The 21,309-nt window shown below is 42.0% G+C and carries 21 protein-coding genes; 17 read left to right on the top strand and 4 right to left on the bottom strand.

Annotated elements, in window-relative coordinates; genetic code table 11:
• The first annotated feature begins 249 nt into the window (after nt 1-249).
• The 11 genes from ACE01U_RS16690 to ACE01U_RS16640 all read left to right on the top strand — a co-directional run bounded on the left by ACE01U_RS16690 (nt 250) and on the right by ACE01U_RS16640 (nt 9,848).
• Complete coding sequence (locus ACE01U_RS16690; RefSeq protein WP_395579985.1) at nt 250-669, top strand: hypothetical protein; 420 nt, start codon at nt 250-252, stop codon at nt 667-669.
• A 150-nt stretch (nt 670-819) separates the two neighbouring features.
• A complete protein-coding gene (locus ACE01U_RS16685; RefSeq protein ID WP_395579984.1) occupies nt 820-975 on the top strand; it encodes a hypothetical protein in 156 nt (51 codons plus the stop codon).
• Nucleotides 976-1,220: 245 nt separating this feature from the next.
• Nucleotides 1,221-1,604, top strand: a complete 384-nt coding sequence (locus ACE01U_RS16680) for an RcnB family protein (protein ID WP_110974418.1) — start codon at nt 1,221-1,223, stop codon at nt 1,602-1,604.
• A 295-nt stretch (nt 1,605-1,899) separates the two neighbouring features.
• Nucleotides 1,900-2,256, top strand: a complete 357-nt coding sequence (locus tag ACE01U_RS16675) for an RcnB family protein (protein ID WP_110974417.1) — start codon at nt 1,900-1,902, stop codon at nt 2,254-2,256.
• 125 nt (nt 2,257-2,381) lie between these two features.
• Complete coding sequence (argA, locus tag ACE01U_RS16670) at nt 2,382-3,734, top strand: amino-acid N-acetyltransferase (RefSeq protein WP_395579983.1); 1,353 nt, start codon at nt 2,382-2,384, stop codon at nt 3,732-3,734.
• Between the two features lie 331 nt (nt 3,735-4,065).
• Entirely contained in the window at nt 4,066-5,025 is a 960-nt protein-coding gene (locus tag ACE01U_RS16665) for a sulfonate ABC transporter substrate-binding protein (protein ID WP_291372330.1), read from the top strand.
• 16 nt (nt 5,026-5,041) lie between these two features.
• Nucleotides 5,042-6,037 carry an aliphatic sulfonate ABC transporter substrate-binding protein gene (locus ACE01U_RS16660; protein WP_395579982.1) on the top strand — a complete coding sequence of 332 codons (996 nt, stop codon included), beginning with the start codon at nt 5,042-5,044 and terminating at the stop codon, nt 6,035-6,037.
• A gap of 26 nt (nt 6,038-6,063) precedes the next feature.
• Nucleotides 6,064-7,239, top strand: a complete 1,176-nt coding sequence (gene ssuD / locus ACE01U_RS16655; protein ID WP_395579981.1) for an FMNH2-dependent alkanesulfonate monooxygenase — start codon at nt 6,064-6,066, stop codon at nt 7,237-7,239.
• Nucleotides 7,239-8,054 carry an aliphatic sulfonate ABC transporter permease SsuC gene (gene ssuC / locus ACE01U_RS16650; RefSeq protein ID WP_110974412.1) on the top strand — a complete coding sequence of 272 codons (816 nt, stop codon included), beginning with the start codon at nt 7,239-7,241 and terminating at the stop codon, nt 8,052-8,054. Before ssuD ends, ssuC begins: the two co-directional genes overlap by 1 nt.
• 10 nt (nt 8,055-8,064) lie before the next feature.
• Nucleotides 8,065-8,865, top strand: a complete 801-nt coding sequence (locus ACE01U_RS16645; protein ID WP_395579980.1) for an ABC transporter ATP-binding protein — start codon at nt 8,065-8,067, stop codon at nt 8,863-8,865.
• Nucleotides 8,866-9,209: 344 nt separating this feature from the next.
• Nucleotides 9,210-9,848, top strand: coding sequence for a TetR/AcrR family transcriptional regulator (locus ACE01U_RS16640; RefSeq protein ID WP_110974410.1), 639 nt, complete (start codon nt 9,210-9,212; stop codon nt 9,846-9,848).
• A gap of 60 nt (nt 9,849-9,908) precedes the next feature.
• Here the strand turns inward: ACE01U_RS16640 and ACE01U_RS16635 are convergent, their stop codons facing one another.
• Entirely contained in the window at nt 9,909-10,469 is a 561-nt protein-coding gene (locus tag ACE01U_RS16635) for a 5'-methylthioadenosine/S-adenosylhomocysteine nucleosidase family protein (protein WP_110974409.1), read from the bottom strand.
• A gap of 134 nt (nt 10,470-10,603) precedes the next feature.
• Nucleotides 10,604-11,734 (bottom strand): TDT family transporter, encoded by a 1,131-nt coding sequence (locus tag ACE01U_RS16630; protein WP_395579979.1) that lies wholly within the window; start codon nt 11,732-11,734, stop codon nt 10,604-10,606.
• Nucleotides 11,735-11,939: 205 nt separating this feature from the next.
• Here ACE01U_RS16630 and ribF point away from each other — a divergent pair, with 205 nt between their 5' ends.
• The 5 genes from ribF (at nt 11,940) to ACE01U_RS16605 (ending at nt 17,554) form a co-directional block, all read left to right on the top strand.
• Nucleotides 11,940-12,941 (top strand): bifunctional riboflavin kinase/FAD synthetase, encoded by a 1,002-nt coding sequence (ribF, locus tag ACE01U_RS16625; protein WP_110974407.1) that lies wholly within the window; start codon nt 11,940-11,942, stop codon nt 12,939-12,941.
• Between the two features lie 65 nt (nt 12,942-13,006).
• Complete coding sequence (gene ileS, locus ACE01U_RS16620; protein WP_395579978.1) at nt 13,007-15,850, top strand: isoleucine--tRNA ligase; 2,844 nt, start codon at nt 13,007-13,009, stop codon at nt 15,848-15,850.
• Entirely contained in the window at nt 15,843-16,382 is a 540-nt protein-coding gene (gene lspA / locus ACE01U_RS16615; protein WP_395579977.1) for a signal peptidase II, read from the top strand. Before ileS ends, lspA begins: the two co-directional genes overlap by 8 nt.
• Entirely contained in the window at nt 16,375-16,857 is a 483-nt protein-coding gene (locus tag ACE01U_RS16610) for an FKBP-type peptidyl-prolyl cis-trans isomerase (RefSeq protein ID WP_395579976.1), read from the top strand. Before lspA ends, ACE01U_RS16610 begins: the two co-directional genes overlap by 8 nt.
• Nucleotides 16,858-17,011: 154 nt before the next feature.
• A complete protein-coding gene (locus ACE01U_RS16605; RefSeq protein ID WP_086210743.1) occupies nt 17,012-17,554 on the top strand; it encodes an NADPH-dependent FMN reductase in 543 nt (180 codons plus the stop codon).
• 236 nt (nt 17,555-17,790) lie between these two features.
• Here ACE01U_RS16605 and ACE01U_RS16600 read toward each other — a convergent pair whose 3' ends face one another.
• Nucleotides 17,791-18,186, bottom strand: a complete 396-nt coding sequence (locus ACE01U_RS16600; RefSeq protein ID WP_087527562.1) for a tautomerase family protein — start codon at nt 18,184-18,186, stop codon at nt 17,791-17,793.
• 225 nt (nt 18,187-18,411) lie between these two features.
• On the opposite strand from ACE01U_RS16600, the gene ACE01U_RS16595 reads away from it, so the two are divergent.
• Nucleotides 18,412-19,452 carry a TauD/TfdA family dioxygenase gene (locus ACE01U_RS16595; RefSeq protein ID WP_395579975.1) on the top strand — a complete coding sequence of 347 codons (1,041 nt, stop codon included), beginning with the start codon at nt 18,412-18,414 and terminating at the stop codon, nt 19,450-19,452.
• A gap of 34 nt (nt 19,453-19,486) precedes the next feature.
• On the opposite strand, the gene ACE01U_RS16590 is transcribed toward ACE01U_RS16595, so the two are convergent.
• A complete protein-coding gene (locus tag ACE01U_RS16590) occupies nt 19,487-20,641 on the bottom strand; it encodes a PQQ-dependent sugar dehydrogenase (RefSeq protein WP_395579974.1) in 1,155 nt (384 codons plus the stop codon).
• Between the last annotated feature and the right edge of the window lie 668 nt (nt 20,642-21,309).

The following is a 21,309-nucleotide window of genomic DNA, read 5'->3' as shown; positions in this document are numbered from 1 at the left end:
AGGTGAATTTATTTGAAAGGAAGTATCTCAAGGCATTATTTTTACCCGATAAGAAGTGGCGAAAACAAGAAGAACCTCAATTGAGGTTCTTCTTGGAATAATTGTGGGACAGCAGTGGCTTCGGCTTCCTTTTTTATGCATCAAACTTTGGCTTTGTGTTCATATAGAATGTTTTAGACTTTGGCAGCGCTTGTCTTTTCCCAATTTTTGCGGATACTGATGTCCAATTCTATTTGCTAAGAGCATACCATGACGGACTTGAGCAACATCACCGTACAACCCACTGAAGATGGGATGGTGAGTCTATTGATTGACCAACAACCGATTTCAGAAAAATATGGAATGAAGTTTGAAGCCAGTATTGTCAAAGAACTGCAAGCACTGGAAAATGGTGCGACTCTGAAACTCTTTGATCAGTTTGTTTTTTCTCATACCGACTTAAACTTTGAACATAGCTACCACTATGTCACCGTGATTGCAAAAAACGACAACCAATATCAAACGAAGAAAAATTTTGTTTATAGGATTAAAATTGAAGGTCAGCCCGACATTGAGCATGCCATTCGTAAAAATGGGGAAGCAATGACCACAGCAGATGTACGTGAATTTATCCAAGCCCATGTGCAGAAATCATTAAGCGATTATACCGACCTCAACTACGCTTATTAGGCCGAACCAGCCAAGTTGCATTTTTAACTTGGCTCTTCCTCTACTTTAAATCGTATTTTTAAATTATTTTAATGAAAATATTCGGTTTTATAGATAAATATTTCATGCTTATCATTCTGATTCATCAAGAACTTAAAATCAGGGCTCAGCATGACTGATGTACAACGTAAACATGACACCATTCGTCATATCCACAATTTACAACTGCCTGAAAGCTTAATTTCGGCTTTGGATGATGCAGTTCAAGCCGAATCCATTGTAAACGCGATTTTTTCATTGCAAAATCTGACCAAGCAATGGTATTAAATAATCGCCTTTGCTTTCTTCAGCAAGGCCAAGCGATGCAATACCACAATGCAGAAAAACAGAAATATTTGACCCATTGCTTTAGACTTTGAATCAATTGGTGATTTAATTAACGGTCAAAATTAGGCATAATCTTCTTAATATCTCTGCATTTGTTAATAAATGCCCAATTTATCTTCACAGTTTCTCTGCATTTTTTTCGTACATTATAGGAAAGAGTGAAATTACCCTAATGAGGATTCAACATGAAAAAGATTTTGACAGTATTGGCAATCTCTTTCAGTGCTTTGATGGCAAGTAGTCTCAGTACTGCTGCCCCTCAGTTTGACAACGACCATCCACGCTTTGGTAATGAATCACGTGGTCGAGACTTTCGTGGTTCAGATGACGATGATCAACAAGACCGTCGACGTATGCGTGAAGAACGGGGTGTCAAACGTTTGCAACAGCATAAATGGCAACAAGGTTATGTGATGCCACAGCATTACCGTGGTAATGGCTATAAGGTCGAATACAAAGAGCATAATCTCCCTAAACCAAACCGTAACCAACAATGGTACAAAATTAATAATGACTACATCTTAGTCGATGCAGATAGCAACAATATTTTGCGTATCATGGGACTTTAATCTCCTCGTTGATCTTGCACCGTAAATCCACTATTTAAACCTGAATCATCATATTTTTATTCGCTTTCACACAATTTTAGACTAGGGTCTAGAGATGATAGTGAAGCGGAGTATAAAAGATGTTTTTCAGGTTTTTTTATGTCTAAAACCCTGTAATGGACAATATTTCAAAGAAATAACAATCTCCTCAGTCTCTTCATACATTTCACAATTCACCTAAATAGCCCTCACGCTTTCTCTAGAGTTGTTCGCTAATTTTGAATCATCGAAACAAGATAAATACTGGATGAAAGCAATGAAAAAAATTCTGACTGTAATCACCCTCTCTTTAGGTGCACTCATAACAACATCTGCCATGGCAGCACCTCAGGATTATAATCGCTCTCATGATCATGACTCGCGTTGGGATCAACGTAATGACCACCGCTCTAATACAAACGACCGCTATAAAAACAGCCGTGTCAACCCGAGCCGAGACTGGCGCTCAGGTCAATATCTTCCCCGAAGTTATGATTCATCACGTTATCATGTCAGTAACCGCGAAGCGCGTCGCCTACCCAACACAGGGCGTTACCAACAGTGGTACAAGATCAATGGCGACTATGTCCTCGTCAATGAGCGTAATAACCGTATTCTCCGCATTATTAACTAATCAGCCATTCATTTCGGCAAGCCAATCAAACACCTGATCTTTGCATCAGGTGTTTTTTAATTTAAGACTTCCTCTTCTGCATTTTTTGATTAAAATCATGCTAAGCAGTTCATTTTGAGACAGGCATGCACGCAAATTCCATCGAAACACATCACAGTACAACTTTGCAGTATGTGCATTGGTTTCGACATTCTGCGCCTTATATCAATGCTCACCGCAATAAAACCTTTGTAATCATGTTTGATGGTGAAGCCGTTCAGCATGATAACTTTCAACATATTATTCACGATATTGCCTTACTGCATTCACTCGGGATTCGTCTGATCTTGGTGCATGGCGCACGTCCGCAAATTAACCACAATCTAAAACAGAGCCAGCTAAAGACACCATTTCATCAACATCGCCGCGTGACCACGCGAGAATCCCTAAGTTGCGTGATGAACGCGGTAGGCTCAATTCGTTTGCAAATTGAAGCCTTACTGTCGATGGGGTTGGCCAACTCACCGATGTATGGTGCACGCATTGATGTGGTTTCAGGGAATTTTGTTACAGCCAAGCCCTATGGCATTCGCGATGGGGTCGATTTTCAGTTAACAGGTGAAGTCCGTACGGTCGATACAGATGCCATCCAACGCCATTTGGATAACCACAATATTGTGCTACTCGGGCCAACTGGCTACTCCACCACAGGCGAAGTATTCAACCTGCTAGCAGAAGAAGTGGCAACCCGTACGGCGATTCATCTTAAAGCAGACAAGTTGATTTTCTTGGGCAAGCAACATGGTCTGCTCAATGAACATGGTCAGTTGCAACGCGAAATTTCTCCACACAAACTCGATGCACAAATTGAGAAATATCAAGACTCTAATCCAGACATTGCCTTACATTTACGTGGTGCCAAAAAGGCCTCGACGCATGGCGTACATCGGGTCCATCTCATTTCCTATGCTTATGATGGTGCCTTGGTTGAAGAGCTCTTCACGCGGGATGGCTCAGGCACCATGATTACCGATGCCCATTATGAAGAAGTCCGTATGGCCAACATTCAGGATGTCGGCGGGCTGATTAACCTATTACGTCCGCTTGAAGAAGAAGGTATCTTGGTGTATCGCTCACGTGAACGTCTCGAAAACGAAATTGATCAATTTGCCGTGATTGAACGTGATGGCATGATCTTGGCCTGTGCTGCCCTCTACCCACTACCAGCGGCGGAAGGTGAAATACACAGTGCTGAAATTGCGTGTGTTGCAGTCGATCCGAGTTATCGCAAATCTAATCGCGGCAGCCAAATTTTGCATTATCTCGAAGGTAAAGCCCGCAGTATGGGGATTCAGCAGTTGTTTGTACTGACCACACGTACTGCACATTGGTTCTTAGAACATGGCTTTGAAACGGCCAATGTCGATGAACTTCCCAATGCCCGCCAAGCCTTATACAACTATCAGCGCAACTCACTGGTCTTTAAAAAGCCACTTTAAGTGGCTTTTGCAGGATTATGGATATCTTTATTTCTCATATCTTTATCGAGAAAATACCACCCCAATCGCTCAAGTCCATATAGCGTGAAAGACTAAGCTTATTCAAAAAAATAAAAATTCGTTTTAAATAATAAATATCAATAAGTTAATCTTAATAAAATTTATATTTTATGTTTTTTATATTGCTCATTTTCACATAAGTTTTGCACTTTTGTTTTTATCTTTTTTTTTCATGTCTAAAGCCTGATTTCTTATTTTTTCTGAAAAGAAAAGCCCTTTAGCGTATGTGTTCACCAACTCACCACTTTATTTATTTGGAGTTAAGAAACACATGAGCACCTCTCAAGCAAAGTTCTGGATCAAAACAAGCGTTCTTGCTGCAACAGTCGCGGGTGCCATGATGTTATCTGGATGTGGAAAAAAAGAGGCTGAAACCGTCACACTGAATATTGGCTTTCAAAAATATGGCATTTTGCCAATCGTCAAAGAGCGAGGCACTTTAGAAACGGCGCTTAAAGCACAAAATGTCCAAGTCAAATGGGTTGAGTTTCCCGCAGGTCCACAGCTCCTCGAAGGTTTAAATGTCGGCAGTGTGGTCTTTGGTGAAGCAGGTGAAGCCCCTCCAATTTTCGCTCAAGCCGCGAACGCTAACTTGGTTTATATTGCCAACCAACCAGCAGCACCCAAAGCAGAAGCACTGATCGTACAAAAAGATTCGAAAATTCAAAGCATTCAAGACCTAAAAGGTAAACGAATTGCACTCAACAAAGGTTCAAATGTGCATTACCTGCTACTTAAAGTATTAGAAGCGAATAACCTCAAACTTTCTGATATTGAAGCAGTCTATCTACCCCCATCAGATGCACGTGCTGCGTTTGAACGAGGTGCAGTCGATGCATGGGTCATTTGGGATCCCTTCTTTGCGGCCGCTGAACATCAAATTTCGGCACGTGTGATTGCTACTGGAGAAAACTTGGTGAGTAATCATCAGTTCTATTTGGCCGATCGTAAGTTTGCGGAAGCTCACCCCGAAGTCTTAAAAACAGTCGTGAAAGAATTAAATACCACAACACAGTGGGTTAAACAAAATCAACAACAAGCTGCCCAATTGCTAGAAAAACCAACGGGCTTGTCTTTGGACATTTTACAAAGCTCGATTGGTCGTATGGGCTTTGGCGTTCAGCCCATTTCAGCCGAAGTCGCAAAAAAACAGCAGTACGTTGCCGATGCTTTCTATCAACAAAAACTCATTCCAAACAAGCTGAATATTGACGCTGCCATTATTAAATAAAAATATAGAGATCATTATGAAAACACTGAAAACAGTTTCTAGTATTGGCATCGTCAGCTTGAGTCTTGGACTCGGGGCATGCCAAAAGCAAGACACAGCAGCAACGAACACGCCAGAAAAGCAGGCAGCAGCTCCAGTTAAAACACTGTCGATTGGCTACCAAAAGTCGTCTTTGAACCTATTGGTCGCGCGTGAGCAAAAATTATTTGAGCAGCAATTTCCTCAAGCCAAAATTGAATGGAAAGAATTTCCTGCTGGTCCACAAATGTTAGAAGCATTATCCGTTGGTGCTGTCGATTTTGGTGCTGTGGGCAATACCCCACCGATCTTTGCCCAAGCTGCTGACAAAGCACTCAGTTATGTCGGCTACGAACAAGTACCCGCTAACTCTCAAGCCCTGTTAATTCCTAAAAATAGTAGCATTGGTTCAATTCAAGCCTTAAAAGGCAAACGCATTGCCGTTCAGCGTGGCTCAAGCGCGCATGAGTTGTTGGCGAAAATCTTACAAAAAGCAGGACTCAGCTGGCAGGACATTCAACCGATTTGGCTCCCCCCTGCGGATGCACGTGCCGCGTTTGATAAACAATCCATTGATGCATGGGCCATTTGGGAACCCTACCTCAGTGCAGCAGAACAAGATGCACATGCAAAAGTTTTGATTGATGGCACAGCATTTCCACAAACCTATTCTTTTTATATTGGCAATCCAAAATTTATTCAGGCCTATCCTGAAGCGACTGCTCAATTCATCCACGGCTTGAATCAGGCCGATCAATGGGTGCTGAAAAACCAAGCTCAAGCACTTTCGGTCTATACCCAAAGTACGGGTTTACAGCCCTCTATTGCTCAGCGCGTCATCGACAAACGTCTGAAACCTTCACCGATTCAAACCCTGACGCCTGAAGTGGTACAAGCCCAACAACAGATTGCCGATTTGTTCCAACAAGTCCAGCTCATTCCGAAACACATTCAAGTTCAAAGTACCGTTTGGGTTGCACCGAGCAAACCTTAAACGACTCTATCTAAGGATTTTTAAAAATGAAAATTTTCTGGTTTATCCCAACTCACGGTGACAGTCGCTACTTAGGTACCAGCAAAGGTGCTCGTCAAGTGGACCATGCTTATATGAAACAGATTGCGGTTGCCGTGGATAATTTAGGTTATGAAGGTGTACTGATTCCAACGGGTCGTTCATGTGAAGATCCATGGTTGACCGCAGCCAGTCTGATTGATGCCACGAAAAAATTAAAATTCTTGGTTGCATTACGTCCAGGCGTGACCACTCCGGCACTGGCTGCACGGATGGCAGCCACCTTTGACCGTCTCTCCAATGGTCGAGTTTTATTGAACTTGGTGACAGGTGGCGATGAAAAAGAACTGCAAGGCGATGGTGTTTATGAAGACCATTCCACTCGCTATAAAACAGCCAATGAATACGTCAAAATTTGGCGTGAGATTTTAACCCGTTCCCATACAGGTGAAAGCTTTAGCTTTCACGGCGAACGTCTAAACGTAGATGATGCCAAACTGCTGTATCCGCCTGTACAACAACCCTACCCTCCACTTTGGTTTGGCGGCTCATCGGATGATGCCATCGAGTTGGCGACGGATCAGGTTGACACGTATCTGACATGGGGAGAACCTCCTGCGGCAGTCAAAGCAAAAATTGACACTGTACGTGCCAAAGCTGAGGCCAAAGGCCGTACGCTCAACTATGGTATCCGTCTGCATGTGATTGTACGTGAAACCAATGAACAAGCATGGCAAGCGGCAGAAGAGCTCATTCAATATGTCGATGATGCCACCATTGCTGCAGCACAGGCAAAATTTAAGAGCATGGACTCGGTCGGCCAACGTCGCATGGCCGAACTACACAATGGTGACCGCAGTAAACTTGAAGTATCTCCCAACCTTTGGGCTGGTGTAGGACTGGTTCGTGGGGGTGCAGGTACGGCATTGGTCGGTGACCCTGAAACAGTTGCAGCGCGTATTCAAGAATATGCTGACTTGGGCATCAGCACCTTTATTTTCTCAGGCTATCCACATCTTGAAGAGTCGATTCGTTTTGCCGAGTTAGTGTTCCCACTCCTGCCGCTTGAAACTCAAACAAAGTTAGCACAACCAAATTTAACAGGTCCCTTTGGTGAGATTGTGGCAAACAACTACACACCTGATGAAAACAAAAAAACAAAAGCGATTCAGGAGCCTGCCTAATGTCCAAAATCGTTTCAGTGCAAACCCTCCAGCAGGAAAAGGTTTCACGTGGAACCCAGTTGGGGCAGCTATTGCTGCCTTGGCTCTTTCCTATCGGCTTAATTGTGCTTTGGCAAATTGCTTCTAGCACAGGACTCTTAGAAAGTCGCATTTTACCTGCACCTACCGCAGTGGTTAGCGCTTTCTGGCACCTGCTACTGAGTGGTGAACTATGGAAGCATGTTCAAGTCAGTGCAGGCCGTGCCTTACTCGGCTTATTGGTGGGTGGCGGTTTAGGGCTATTTCTGGGTTTGTTAAATGGTTCATCGAAAATGGCGTCCACCCTGCTCGACACCACTCTACAGATGATCCGAAATATTCCCGCACTGGCACTTATTCCATTGGTGATTTTGTGGTTCGGGATTGATGAAAGCGCCAAGCTGTTCTTGGTTGCGGTCGGGGTGTTTTTCCCCATTTACATCAACACCTATCACGGCATACGTTCGGTAGATCCGCAACTGATTGAAATGGGGAAAAGCTATGGCTTGACCCGTTGGCAACTGTATAAAGAAATTATTTTACCCGGCGCGATGCCCTCTATTTTGGTTGGTCTGCGCTTTTCACTGGGTTTGGTGTGGGTGTTATTGATCGTTGCCGAAACCATTTCGGCCCAAGCGGGCATTGGTTATATGACCATGAATGCGCGTGAATTTTTACAGACTGATATCGTCTTGGTGGGGATTTTACTGTATGCCCTACTTGGAAAACTGGCTGATGTACTGGCCGTCACATTAGAAAAATACCTGCTGCGTTGGCATGCAGGATACCAAAAATAAGGAGTCTGAAATGACTGATTTAAGCCTTGGTCGCCATGCCACTATTACATCGCAGCCAAATCATAATCAAGACATTAACCCTCAAGCGGTGCTTGGGGCCGAAATTATTATTGAACAACTGCATAAGTTTTATGGTTCAGTTAAAGTTCTTGAAGACTTAGACCTGCATATTCAGCCAGGTGAGTTTTTAGCCATTGTCGGACGTAGTGGTTGTGGTAAAAGTACGCTACTGCGTCTGATTGCCAACTTAGAACAACAAAGCTATGGTGAAATTAAGTTTAAATCCGCACGACACCTCCGCGAAGGGATTACCGCAGACGATATACGGGTCATGTTTCAAGATCCACGCTTACTGCCATGGCACTCTATAGAAAAAAATGTGCAACTGGGCTTAGCCAAAGAACAACATGCCAATGCCTCTAGTCTGTTGGAAAAAGTCGGGCTTAAAGACAAAGCGGGGCTCTGGCCTTCGCAGCTCTCTGGGGGACAACGCCAACGCACTGCCTTAGCACGGGCTTTATCCCATAAGCCACGGATTTTACTGCTGGATGAACCTTTAGGTGCATTGGATGCCCTCACTCGCTTGGACATGCAGAATTTGATTGAAAAATTATGGACGGAACAAGGTTTTACCGCCATCTTAGTTACGCATGATGTCAGCGAAGCCGTTCAACTGGCAGATCGAATTATTTTGTTAGACCGTGGTCATATTGCCAAAGAGTTTCAAGTCAACCTACCCCGTCCCCGGGTCAAAGATGTCGCTTTTAACTCACTTGAACAGCAAGTATTAAATGCCGTTCTGGCCACCTAACTTTATTCAATATCCTTAGCATGGTGCTAAGGATCTTTTTGCACAGGCGTGAAAATATGAGACGCTCATGTATTTCAAACACTTACATATTTAAAAAGTGAAATTTCACGTTATTTTTACAAAACACCCCTGAAAAAAATCCATTATTTCGTGTCTGTGATACAAAATAGTTTTTACATAATGATATTTTATTGGACAAGTTTTAGAATTTATCGCAATTTATTAGTCAATCTACAGAATAAATGATCATTATTCAAAAAATTAAATTTCCACTTTGTGCACAAGTCTGATGATTTGCCGTACAATTTGTCCTTCCCCCTTTTTATTGTTTTTTAAATTAGCGAATGGAACAGAAAAAGAGTACTCAAAAACGCCACCAGCTGCTGAATGCTGCACTAGATGTCTTTTCACTCTATGGTTTTAATGGAGCGAGTTTAGATGAGATCGCACAGATTGCTGAGATGCACAAATCGAATATTTTCTATTACTATGAAAATAAAGAAGCTTTGTACGTTGAAGTTTTAACGACGGTTCTGCAAAAGTGGTTAGCGCCACTGCAAATGCTAGAAGCGGACTTAGAGCCAGAAGAAGCGATCACCAACTACTTATTGCAAAAGATTGAGGTTTCTCGGACTCAACCTAAAGCCTCACGCTTATTTGCGCTAGAAGTCATTCAAGGTGCTCCACATATTCTGGAAATCCTCAAAGGGCCTCTAAAGAAATTGGTCAAACGTAAAGCTAAAGTGATTAGCAATTGGCAAGAACAAGGCAAAATTTCAAAAGCAATTGATCCTGAATTGCTCATTTTGAATATTTGGGCTTTGACACAAAACTATGCTGACTTTGCCACACAAATGGAAATGGTGACAGGTAAAACCCTACGTAACCGTAGTATGCAACAGCGTGTAATTCAACACACTGTACATATGATGTTATATGGTGTGATCCCAAGAACTCCGTCTGACTTATTCAAACCTGAATAGTTTTGGCATACGACCATAGCACTCTATGGTCGCCAAATTTAAAAAGACAAAATCAAAGCCTCAGATACTTTCAAATAATCTCAATAATTTCTGAGCGCCCAATAGTAGATTGTCTTCCCAATCCAAATGAGCAGTGTCGTTAGCTCCATCTGAAATATATTTAACTGAAATCAGACGTACATCGAGCTTTTTACAAACCTTTGCCAAGGCATAACCTTCCATATCCACCAAGTCGCACGCGACTTTGGGTGTTCCTGTTTCAAAGCTATCGCCAGTCCCACAGATACCTGTGCGTAACTGCTGAAAAAAAGGCTCCAAATGAATTTCAGCGGGGTCCATGCTGTCAAATGGTGTAAAGCCGACCGCAAAACCGAGTGGTGAAACATCCATATCACGCTGTACAAATTGAGAAACTTCGATCAACTCATGCTGATCAAAATAACTACTGCCTGCGGTACCTAAATTAATTAGGGTTTTACAACCTGTTTTTTGAATCACTTCAAATGCTTTATAGGCCGCGTTGACTTTACCCACACCACTGTAATGAACTTCAATCCCTGCTTGTTCAAATAATCCTTTGGATTCATTCGGCAAAGCCATGATCAGTGCAACATCTGACATAACATACTCAAATAACAGACTTCATTCAGCCCATTAGAAAGCAAATCTATCCGAAAGAAAAGTAGTTTAAACACCACGACCCAAAATCGTATCTAGCATTTTGATCTAAGTAAAAAATAGCATTTTCACTGACTTTAATGCTGTTCCAAATAGGCTTTTAAACAGGGTGAAAAAAACAAATGGCCTTGATAAAAACCATGCGCGGTTTTGCTTGCAACTAAACACCAAAGTATCAGCAGAATGGCCGCAAAGGCATAGCCAACAGCGTAGAGGAAAGCTAAATTCAATTGCTGCGCTAAATTAAGAATCGCGAGGGTGTACACGCCCAACGGAAATGTCAGTCCCCACCAGCCGAGGTTAAAAGGTAATTCCTGTTTGGCATGGTGTAAAGTGGTCATCACGGCAATGCCTAACCACCATAACCCAAAACCGAGCAGAATGAGACTACCGAAAATTCCTGCATATTGAAAAAGCTGACCCATTTCAACCAAATCTATGCTCACCAAAACTGTCGGTGCTTGCTGTCCTAAAATCAATAAAGTCAAAGCCCCCGTACCGATCGGCCCCAAAGCCAACCAACTGCTGACTGCCAGCTCTTTTTCGGGTAGTTTATGTAAGACTAAACGCAACATTAAAATCGTTAAAATAGCAAAAGCAGGTAAAACAGAAATCCCCCAAAGGACATAGCTAGCCAATAAAATCGCAACAGCATGACCATCTGTTGGCAAATGCCCCAGCAATAGGCCTCCACTGCTGGCTGCAACCTCACAGGCCACGATCGGCAACAACCAAACTGCTGTCATATTGCTCAAACTATGTTGCTGACGCTGATACATGACAAAAGGAACACCCCATGCCACCAATAGTGCAAGGAGCACATCTACGTACCAAAGGCTCTTGGCGACATGAACCGCAATATCTCCATAAATCGGCTGCCCATACTTTAAACAGCCATTTAGAATCGTCGCCAGTGCCATCGGAATAGTGCCTAAAAACAAACTCATCATCGGATGCTGAAAAATCTGTTTAGCTTCATGCGGATAAAATACCCAACGCAGTCCATAAAGCACAGTAAAAAGTACAAAAAGCGCAATATTGAGATACCAAAGCGTTGTGCCGAACGACCATGTGCATGACTTTAAAATCGGAAACTCTGATACAATAAGCGCCACCACACCTGTTCCCATACTGACAGTAAACCAGTTGGGGGTAAATTGACGGATCAGATTTTGCCGCTGTCCAAGTTGTGTAAATGGTTTTTGCATGAGTTGGTCCTCATTAGAAACTACATTTATACTAACCAAAACCACAAATAAGAAAAATTGATTAATTCACATTAAATAAATCAGTTAAAATGATATATGTGAACTTTCTACGAAATTTTGCATTGTCAAAAAACAACCACAAGACGAATGCCCAAGAATATGGCAATATATAAGCCGTTATTTATTCTAAGCACTTGATTTGCCCATGAAGCTGCTCCGTCTACATGCTTTGCCCTCACACTCTGAATTAGAAAAAACCGTTGTCACCATCGGTAATTTTGACGGGGTGCATTTGGGTCATCAAGCCATGATTCATCAGCTCAAAGCCGTTGCAAAACAACACAACCTAAAAACAGTGGTGATGATTTTTGAACCTCAACCACTTGAATTTTTTAAAGCTTATGATGCTCCACCGAGGATTTCATCCTTACGTGAAAAAGTCGAATATTTAACTGAGCTAGGTGTGGACTATATTGCAGTTGCTAAATTTGACAATAGCTTCCGGAGTTTAAGTGCCGAAGCATTTGCCGATATTTTAAAAGATAAACTCAATGCCCAAAGTTTGGTTTTAGGCGATGATTTCCACTTTGGTAAAAATCGCCAAGGCAATAGTGAATTTCTTAAAAATTATGGTTTTCAAGTGCATAATCTTGAAACCGTCCTCGCAGAAGGTGAACGCGTCAGTTCAACCCGGATTCGCCAAACTCTTGCAGCAGGGGATTTGGCACTCGCAGCACAATTATTAGGCCGACCTTATAGCATTACAGGTCGAGTGCAGTATGGCGACCAAATTGGTCGAACCCTAGATTTTCCAACCATTAATGTGCGTTTAAACCGTCACAAACCTTGTTTAAACGGCATTTATGGTGTCGATGTAATTTGTGAAACCACATCCCTACGCGACAAAGTCAAAGCAGACCAGCCTGAACGGTTGGGCATTGCTGGATATGAACCTTCTGCCCTTTTTGGCGCAGGTCATGTTGGAACACGGCCAGCCATTCAGCAAGATCATCCTGAATGGCGATTAGAAGTACATTTCCCTGATGTTTCTGCTAATCTGTATGGCTTATTAATGCGGGTCACCTTCTTAAACTATTTACATGGTGAAAAGAATTACCCTTCGCTGGAAGCACTAAAAGCAGGAATTGATGATGATGTGGTGAAACTGCTTGAGTTTCGTCAAAACACCCCAACATTTCCCTTTTAAATACCCAATCAATTTTATGTAAAACGCGTCAGTCTAAAAGCTGATTAAATTGGAAGAAAACTTGCATGAGCGACAAGCAAACTACTGAAAATGCAGTGGATTATAAAGCCACACTTAACCTCCCAGGTACCGATTTTGCCATGAAAGCAAATCTTGCGGTGCGTGAAGCAAAATGGTTAGAAGAGTGGTATGCCGACAACATTTATCAGCAGATTCGTGCGTCGCGTATTGGCAAGAAAAAATATGTCCTACATGACGGCCCTCCGTATGCAAATGGTCAAATCCACTTGGGTCATGCGGTAAACAAAGTCCTCAAAGACGTCATCATTAAAAGTCGCGTGCTCGATGGCTTTGATGCACCGTATGTTCCAGGTTGGGACTGTCACGGTCTACCGATTGAACTCAAAGTTGAAGAAAAAGTCGGGAAAGTCGGTGTAAAAGTGGATGCTTCGACTTTCCGTAAAGCCTGCCGCGAATATGCTTACACCCAAGTCGAATTACAAAAGAAAGACTTCGTGCGCATGGGTGTGTTTGGGGATTGGGACAATCCTTATCTGACCATGAACTTCAAACAGGAAGCAGACATTGTGCGCTCTGTCGGCGCGATTGCGAAAGCAGGTCATATCGAACCAGGTCTCAAACCAGTAAACTGGTGTCTCGACTGTGGTTCAGCTTTAGCTGAAGCAGAAGTCGAATATGAAGATAAAAAATCAGATGCCATTGATGTTGGTTTCACAGTTGTCGACTTAAAAGATTTAAGCGCACGCTTAGGGGTGGATGTTCAAGACCCAACCGATATCGTGATTTGGACCACCACACCGTGGACTTTACCTGCGAACCAAGCGGTTGCTGTACATGCAGAAATTGACTATCAATTGGTTCAAGTCACAACTGATCGCGGGACACAAAACTTTATTTTGGCCAAAGACCTAGTTGCGTCAGCAGTTGAGCGTTATAAGCTTGAAAATCCTATCGTTTTAGCTGATTTCACGGGTTCGGCTATCGAAAACTTATTATTACAACATCCTTTGATTACAGACCGTCAAGTGCCTGTGATTTTAGGTGAGCACGTCATCGCAACCAGTGGTACAGGTGCGGTTCATACTGCGCCAGGTCATGGTGTGGACGACTATAAAGTCGGTTTACTGTACAACTTAAAAGTTGAAAACCCAGTCGGTGGCAATGGTGTATATTTACCAACGTCACCCGTTTTTGCTGGTGAGCACATCTACAAAGCCAATCCAAAAATCATTGAAGCGTTGGGTGCAGTCGGTCGCTTGTGGGCGCATCAACCAATCAAACATAGCTATCCGCATTGCTGGCGCCATAAAACCCCAATTATTTTCCGTGCGACCCCGCAGTGGTTTATCAGCATGGATGCGCAAGGCTTACGTCAAAATGCTTTAAATGCGATTGAAAACGAAATCAGCTTCGTGCCAGATTGGGGCAAAAACCGTATTCAAGCTATGATCGAAGGTCGTCCAGACTGGTGTATTTCGCGTCAACGTACTTGGGGTGTACCAATCCCATTCTTCGTGCATAAAGACACCAATGAGCTACATCCACGCACAGCAGAGTTGATCGAAGAAGTCGCGAAGTTAATCGAACAAGAAGGAATTGACGCTTGGTATAACCGTGAAGCGAAAGACTTTATTGGTGATGAAGCGGAACAGTACAATTGTGTGCGTGACACTTTAGACGTGTGGTTTGACTCAGGCACAACCCACTATGCGGTACTGCGTGAACGCGAAGAACTCACCGATCCAGCCGATTTATACCTTGAAGGCTCAGACCAACATCGTGGTTGGTTCCAGTCTTCATTATTAACCTCTGTCGCTATCAATCAACGTGCGCCGTATAAAGGCTTGCTAACTCATGGCTTCGTGGTGGATGAAAAAGGCCGTAAGATGTCAAAATCTTTAGGCAACATCATCACCCCACAAGACATCATTAAAGACATGGGTGCAGACGGCTTGCGTTTCTGGATTGCATCGGCAGATTACCGTTATGAAATGACTGCAGGTAAAGAAATCTTTAACCGTGCATCAGATGGCTATCGTCGTATTCGTAATACTTTGCGCTTCTTGTTGGCGAACCTCAATGGTTTCAAACCATCGACCAATGCACTGCCTGTAGATCAATTGATCGCACTTGATCAATACATCTTGCAACGTGCAGCAGATGTACAGAAAACCATTCAGCAAGCCTATGAAGATATGAACTTTCATATCGTGACCAATGCGCTGACCAACTTCTGTATCAACGACTTGGGTGGTTTCTATCTAGACATCATCAAAGACCGTCAGTACACCACTAAAGCAGATTCGCAAGCGCGTCGTTCGGCTCAGACTGCGTTGTATCATTTGGTACAAGCCTTTGTGCGTTGGATGTCACCAATCTTAAGCTTTACCGCTCAAGAGGCATGGCCACTGATTCCAGAACAAACTGAGAAATATGTGTTCACTGCGGAATGGTATGAGATTCCTGTGGCTTCAAAAGCAAACCTGTTGTCTGAAGCCGATTGGCAAACCCTCATTGCAGTGAAGTCTGCAGTGAACAAGTTCATCGAAACTGCACGTACTGCGAAAATCGTGGGTTCAAATCTCTCTGCCAAAGTTGAACTGTGGGCAGATGCTGAACTCAAAGACGTACTTGATCGTCTAGATGATGAACTTCGCTTTGTCCTGATCACATCGCAAGTACTTGTGAATACATTCGATGCAACTCAAGGCGAAGCTTCTGATCTGGCAGGTCTGAATGTTAAAGTCTCAGCTGCTGATGGTGAAAAATGTGTACGTTGCTGGCATGTTCTACCAGATGTGAATACACATGTTACACATCCAGGTTTATGTGGACGTTGTATTATCAACCTTCCTACAGGCCAAGGCGAAGAGAGAAAATATGCCTAACCCTCAACAGAAAAAGGGCTTATTCCAATTCTATCCGCATAATTTAGTGTGGGTAGGCTTGGCTATTCTAGCCATTGTCTTAGATCAATGGACCAAATGGATTGCCAGTACCCATCTGAATTATGCAGATCCAGTACCAGTTCTGCCCTTTTTAAATTGGACCTTATTGCATAACTATGGCGCAGCCTTTAGTTTCTTGTCCGATGCTGGTGGGTGGCAACGTTATTTCTTTACCTCTCTTGCTGGTATTGTGTCTGTCATTTTCCTGTTCTGGCTGATGCGTATGCCAAAAACAGTAAAAGTGCTGCCCATTGCAATTGCGCTTATTCTAGGTGGTGCTATAGGCAATTTAATCGACCGTATTAGCTTAGGCTATGTGGTTGATTTCATTCATGTGTACTATCAAAACAGCCACTTCCCTGCGTTTAATATTGCTGACAGCTCAATTACGCTTGGAACTATCCTTTTGTTGATCGATACCTTTTTTCTCGAAAAAAGTCGTATCCAGCGTGCCGAAGTAAAAAATGACTGATTTTATTAATCCCAATGAAGAAACTCGCGTAAGCGAAGGCTCAAAAGTTGAGTTACATTTTTCTGTTTCCATTGAAAATGGCGTGGAAATTGACAATACGCGTAGCCGTGAAGAACCTGTGAGTCTCGTGATGGGTGATGGCAGCCTATTGCCCGGTTTTGAAAAGGCGCTGTTTGGTTTACGAGCTGGTGACCGCCGTACCGTAAGCCTACCACCAGAAGATGCTTTTGGTCCTTGGAACCCTGAGAATGTACAAAAGTTTGATACGGTTAAATTTGAACAGCGACCAATCGAAGGTCACATGATTGAGTTTGAAGACAAAGCCAAACAAAGTCTTTATGGTGTGGTTAAAGCTGTAGGTGATGACATCACCGAAGTAGATTTTAATCATCCATTGGCAGGTAAAGATATTACCTTTGAAGTTGAAATCTTCAAAGTGACCCCTGCCGGACAACAAGGCATCAAAATTATGTAAAGCCACAGATCGACCGTCTGTGTGTCATTCAAAGCTCCTTCGGGGGCTTTTTTAATGCCTCAAACATTTATCCATCAGATACATATTCAATCTATGCAAAGCTTAATTTTCATACTACCGTAACGTGATCACATTTATTTTCCAAGGATTTTGCATGAAAATTCAAGTCATTATTGGCAGTGTCCGCGAAGGGCGTACTGCCATTAAAGTTGCGCGATGGGTGCAAAAAGGCTTTGAACAACTTGGGCTCAATACGGTCCAACTCGAATTGGTCGACTTAAAAGAGTGGGATTTGCCAATTTTTGCAGGTGCCAACCCACCTATGACAGGCATTTATGATCAACCCAAACAACAAGCATGGGCCGATCACATTGTCCAAGGCGATGCCTTTATTTTTATTAGTCCTGAATATAATCACGGCTATAGTCCAGCACTCAAAAATGCATTGGACTATTTAGGCAAAGAATGGCAAGGCAAACCTGCAGCTTATATTAGTTATGGTGGTACCAACGGCTCACGCTCCATCGACCAAATTCGCCAAGTCGGTACTCAACTCGGCCTAGTCGATACCAATGCCGTGATTGAAATTCGAGATATTTTTTCACGCAATAAAACCGAAGATTTTGAACCAAATCCTTTTGATGAGAAAAATCTAAAAGCAGCAATTGATAAACTGATTAAATATGTCAGCGCATAAAGATGAGATTCTTATGTACGCGATTGCTTACAGTAACTTGAGTATTTGTCGGCTTTTCAATCAACAGTATCGACGCTATAGTTAAATCATACAGAGACAGGAAGTCTCAATTAAAAACAAAAATAATAAAATATACAGCAGGATGCTGATCGGTAGGACAGGAGTTATACCGTTTGAAAGAATTTAAAAAGCCCCCGACAGGATGTTGGGGGCTTTTTAAATTCTAGTTTGATATTTTAAATATTCACATCAAATCCTAAATTAACATCAGATGCGGCTTGACCACCTCGTATCCCCCAATTCTCTAAGTTAGACTCACGAATTAGAATAGAAATATGGTCTTGTGGAATACCTAACTCTGCTAAATGCTGAACTAGGAGTTGATACAGTCTTCGTTTAGTCTCTAGCGATCTTCCGACAAAGCAATCAACTTCAATCCAAGTAAAAGAAGCGGGTTGTGTTAAATAAAGTGGATACGCAAAATGCTCAGGTGCATGCTCAACTAAACGAATATTGCGATCATATTGGGGGAGTTGAAACGCAGTAGATAATGCCGTATGGACTGCTTCAATTATCGCTCGCGCTTCATCCTGACTATAGTTTTTACGAACATGAATTTGGGTACTTGGCATCACACATCCTCTATTCTTTTATTATTAAAGTTTTTCATTTTTGATATTCGTAACCACAGTGCGATTAAGCTGACCGTTTATCGTTATATCAGGCATAGCAACCAAATATTACATCAATATAACGCACTACGTTCTATACTTTTGCCCATCTGAACGTCGGGCAGTTTTGCGCAAAACGTTTTTATATAAAATCAATTAAAAACAAGAAGAACAGAGAACATCCTCATGCAACTGAGTACTACATATTTAACTGATTATTGCAAAATCTATGTCGCAGACCCTGAATATACGCAGGCAGATGCTTTAGCAGCCTATTGTAGAGTTCATCGTACTGAAATCATGCAACAACTCCATCAGCATGGGATTTTATTATTCCGCGGTTTCAAGATAGAACGCAGCTATGAATTCTACGAACTTATTGAACAACATTTACAACTTGAGCCAAGGAATAGTATTACTCCCAATACGCAGGGCTGGTTTGCCACACTTATGCGTAAGCACAGTGAAAAACTTTTCGGTATAAATAATGAGAAGCTGTACCACAATCACAATATCGTACAATTGAAACCTCGTGAGAATGCCATTCAAAACTTACATATCCAAGGAAGTATGCATTCAACCCGATCACGTTATGTTGCGCTGTTTTGCCAACGGACTTCCACTCATCTGGCCGAAACAGGTTTTAATGACTTAGAAAAAATTTGGAACCACTTTCCAACCAGTATTCAAAAAAAATATTTAGGCGCGTGGAGCCATTTTTCTTATATTTCAATCCGTAAACTCAATATATTAGACCGTTTACTATTAAAGAACAGCCCATTTCATTTAAGCAAGCTAACCAATAAAAGAGCCAAACTCACCTTAAAACGCTCTCCCTTCGTCATCACCCATCCTGATACTCAAAGACTAGCGATCCAACCGTGGGTCTTTGCCAATAATACCCATACCTTTGCACACCACACGACACAAACTATATGTAAGCATCGCGGATCACTTCAATCAGGTTTTACAGCGAATCACATGCAATTGTCTTGGGAACTCTTCACATACACAGGTGAAAAAATTGAGTGGACGCATCAGGAAAAACAGCAATACTTTGATGCACTCTATCGTGATGCACTTTTAGTTCAATGGCAACAAGGAGATATCGCCTTAGTCGATAATATTAAAATTGCACATTGGCGTATCAATGATGGAAATGAAAACCATAACTTGCTTCAAATTCAAGCCAATGTTTTCCATGCCGATCTACACTCTGCTATTTAAAATTCATCGCTTAGTCATATTTCTTTTAATATGACTAAGGTTTGATCAGTTGAATTAAATCAGCATGCTTCCCATCTTCAATCACCCAAATACTGCCATCTTTCGCTTGTTGTAAACCACGGATACGTTGTTTCATATCTATCCGTTGAATTTCTTTTGCTGGCTGTGCTGTGGTGTCTACAATAATCAATGCTTCAGATGAAAGCCCGCCAATGATGGCTTTACCCTGCCACTTGGGAAACATCTGTCCCGTATAAAAAATCAAACTCGATGGAGAAATCACAGGGGTCCAGTCCAATTTCGGTGCTTCAAACTCAGGTCGCGTAACATGGTCAGGGATATTCAAACCACTATAATGATCACCATTGGAAACCAATGGATAACCATAGTTTTTCCCTTTCTGGATCAAATTAAGCTCATCACCACCTTTCGGGCCCATTTCAACCACCCAAAGTTGACCTTGTTCATCAAAAGCCATACCTAAAGGATTACGATGCCCGAAACTCCAGACTTGTTTCGCTACTTCACCTTGCGACTGAAAAGGATTATCCACTATCACTGAGCCATCATCATTAATCCGAATGATTTTCCCAAGATTCGATGTCAAGTCTTGGGCAGGATCAAATTTCTGTCTCTCACCAGAGCTAATCCATAGTTTTCCAGAACCATCAAACAGTACACGATGTGCATAATGCCCTTGCCCACGAACCTTAGGTACCTGTTTCCAAATGGTTGTTATATTATCTAATTGTGGCTGTGCTTGATCTAAATTCAAATCTGCACGAATCACCACTGCCCCATAGCCACCTTGCCCTGCTTCTGCATAGCTGAGATAAATTTGATGGTTTTGTGCAAACTTAGGATGTAAAACAATGTCCCCGAATCCACCCTGACCACCATAAGCCACTTTGGGTAAGTTTTTAATAAAGGTCTTTTTCTGATCTCTAGGATTAAATAAAATCAATTGCCCCGACTTTTCAGTAATCAATAAACGCCCGTCAGCTAACACAGCCAATGCCCATGGTTCATTAAACTCAGCGATACGTTTCATCTGTATAGATGTTACTGCAACAACTGAGCTAGGCTGATTTTCTTTCGACTGAGTTTCTGGTGGAGTTTGCGCATGGCATGCTGTTAGAACAGACAACACACTCAATGTAATCAGTCTATGAAAGGCTTTAATATTCATCCTTGTCTCATTTCTTCTATCACACTACTTACAATCCATTGTAGAAGAGAAATAAATGCTTGCAGTATAAGCTTTAGTAACAAGATGAATCCTTGTAAGTGAATGCTTACAAATACTGAAGAAAGTAACCACTAGCTTTAAAATAGGCGAAAACGTACATTTAAAACATCAGGAGATAGGACGTTTCCCAAACGAAAACAACAATAATCAGTTTGAGCATCAGGATGTGAGATATGACAGGAGTTGTATCTAAGCACTGAAATACAAAGAAACCTTGACAGGATGTCGGGGTTTCTTTTTTATTGAGCATATTAAAATCTAGATTAAACCCTGTTTTGAAATATTTTGCATGATCACGAGCTAAATATAGCTATTCTTTCCCAATGGATATAGATGAAATAACTGTTCAATTGCTCGAAAGATATTTGGAGAGTTAGTTAAAATTTCTTTTTATGAATAATAAATAATCAAATTTAAATGAAAAAATAAACCTATTAGGTTTTAAGGGTTATTTTTTAGCTAATCTTTATTTTTCTATTTTTCCCTTCATAAAAAAAAGCCCCCTAACAATTAAGTTAGGGGGCTTTTGAATAATGAGCTGGCGATGACTTACTCTCACATGGCAAACGCCACACTACCATCAGCGCTAAGAGGTTTCACTTCTGAGT

It is taken from the genome of Acinetobacter halobius (genome assembly GCF_044130335.1).
In the GTDB taxonomy this organism is placed as follows: Bacteria; Pseudomonadota; Gammaproteobacteria; order Pseudomonadales; family Moraxellaceae; genus Acinetobacter.
This window is presented reverse-complemented; position numbering and strand designations above follow the sequence as displayed.

Bases quoted from the DNA above. Each gene is read 5' to 3' on its own strand.
- ACE01U_RS16605 (WP_086210743.1), top strand. From the start codon at position 17,012: ATGAAAATTCAAGTCATTATTGGCAGTGTCCGCGAAGGGCGTACTGCC.
- lspA (WP_395579977.1), top strand. From the start codon at position 15,843: ATGCCTAACCCTCAACAGAAAAAGGGCTTATTCCAATTCTATCCGCAT.
- ACE01U_RS16690 (WP_395579985.1), top strand. From the start codon at position 250: ATGACGGACTTGAGCAACATCACCGTACAACCCACTGAAGATGGGATG.
- ACE01U_RS16685 (WP_395579984.1), top strand. From the start codon at position 820: ATGACTGATGTACAACGTAAACATGACACCATTCGTCATATCCACAAT.
- argA (WP_395579983.1), top strand. From the start codon at position 2,382: ATGCACGCAAATTCCATCGAAACACATCACAGTACAACTTTGCAGTAT.
- ACE01U_RS16660 (WP_395579982.1), top strand. From the start codon at position 5,042: ATGAAAACACTGAAAACAGTTTCTAGTATTGGCATCGTCAGCTTGAGT.
- ssuD (WP_395579981.1), top strand. From the start codon at position 6,064: ATGAAAATTTTCTGGTTTATCCCAACTCACGGTGACAGTCGCTACTTA.
- ACE01U_RS16610 (WP_395579976.1), top strand. From the start codon at position 16,375: ATGACTGATTTTATTAATCCCAATGAAGAAACTCGCGTAAGCGAAGGC.
- ribF (WP_110974407.1), top strand. From the start codon at position 11,940: ATGAAGCTGCTCCGTCTACATGCTTTGCCCTCACACTCTGAATTAGAA.
- ACE01U_RS16665 (WP_291372330.1), top strand. From the start codon at position 4,066: ATGAGCACCTCTCAAGCAAAGTTCTGGATCAAAACAAGCGTTCTTGCT.
- ACE01U_RS16630 (WP_395579979.1), bottom strand. From the start codon at position 11,734: ATGCAAAAACCATTTACACAACTTGGACAGCGGCAAAATCTGATCCGT.
- ACE01U_RS16590 (WP_395579974.1), bottom strand. From the start codon at position 20,641: ATGAATATTAAAGCCTTTCATAGACTGATTACATTGAGTGTGTTGTCT.
- ssuC (WP_110974412.1), top strand. From the start codon at position 7,239: ATGTCCAAAATCGTTTCAGTGCAAACCCTCCAGCAGGAAAAGGTTTCA.
- ACE01U_RS16595 (WP_395579975.1), top strand. From the start codon at position 18,412: ATGCAACTGAGTACTACATATTTAACTGATTATTGCAAAATCTATGTC.
- ACE01U_RS16600 (WP_087527562.1), bottom strand. From the start codon at position 18,186: ATGCCAAGTACCCAAATTCATGTTCGTAAAAACTATAGTCAGGATGAA.
- ACE01U_RS16680 (WP_110974418.1), top strand. From the start codon at position 1,221: ATGAAAAAGATTTTGACAGTATTGGCAATCTCTTTCAGTGCTTTGATG.
- ACE01U_RS16635 (WP_110974409.1), bottom strand. From the start codon at position 10,469: ATGTCAGATGTTGCACTGATCATGGCTTTGCCGAATGAATCCAAAGGA.
- ileS (WP_395579978.1), top strand. From the start codon at position 13,007: ATGAGCGACAAGCAAACTACTGAAAATGCAGTGGATTATAAAGCCACA.
- ACE01U_RS16675 (WP_110974417.1), top strand. From the start codon at position 1,900: ATGAAAAAAATTCTGACTGTAATCACCCTCTCTTTAGGTGCACTCATA.
- ACE01U_RS16645 (WP_395579980.1), top strand. From the start codon at position 8,065: ATGACTGATTTAAGCCTTGGTCGCCATGCCACTATTACATCGCAGCCA.
- ACE01U_RS16640 (WP_110974410.1), top strand. From the start codon at position 9,210: ATGGAACAGAAAAAGAGTACTCAAAAACGCCACCAGCTGCTGAATGCT.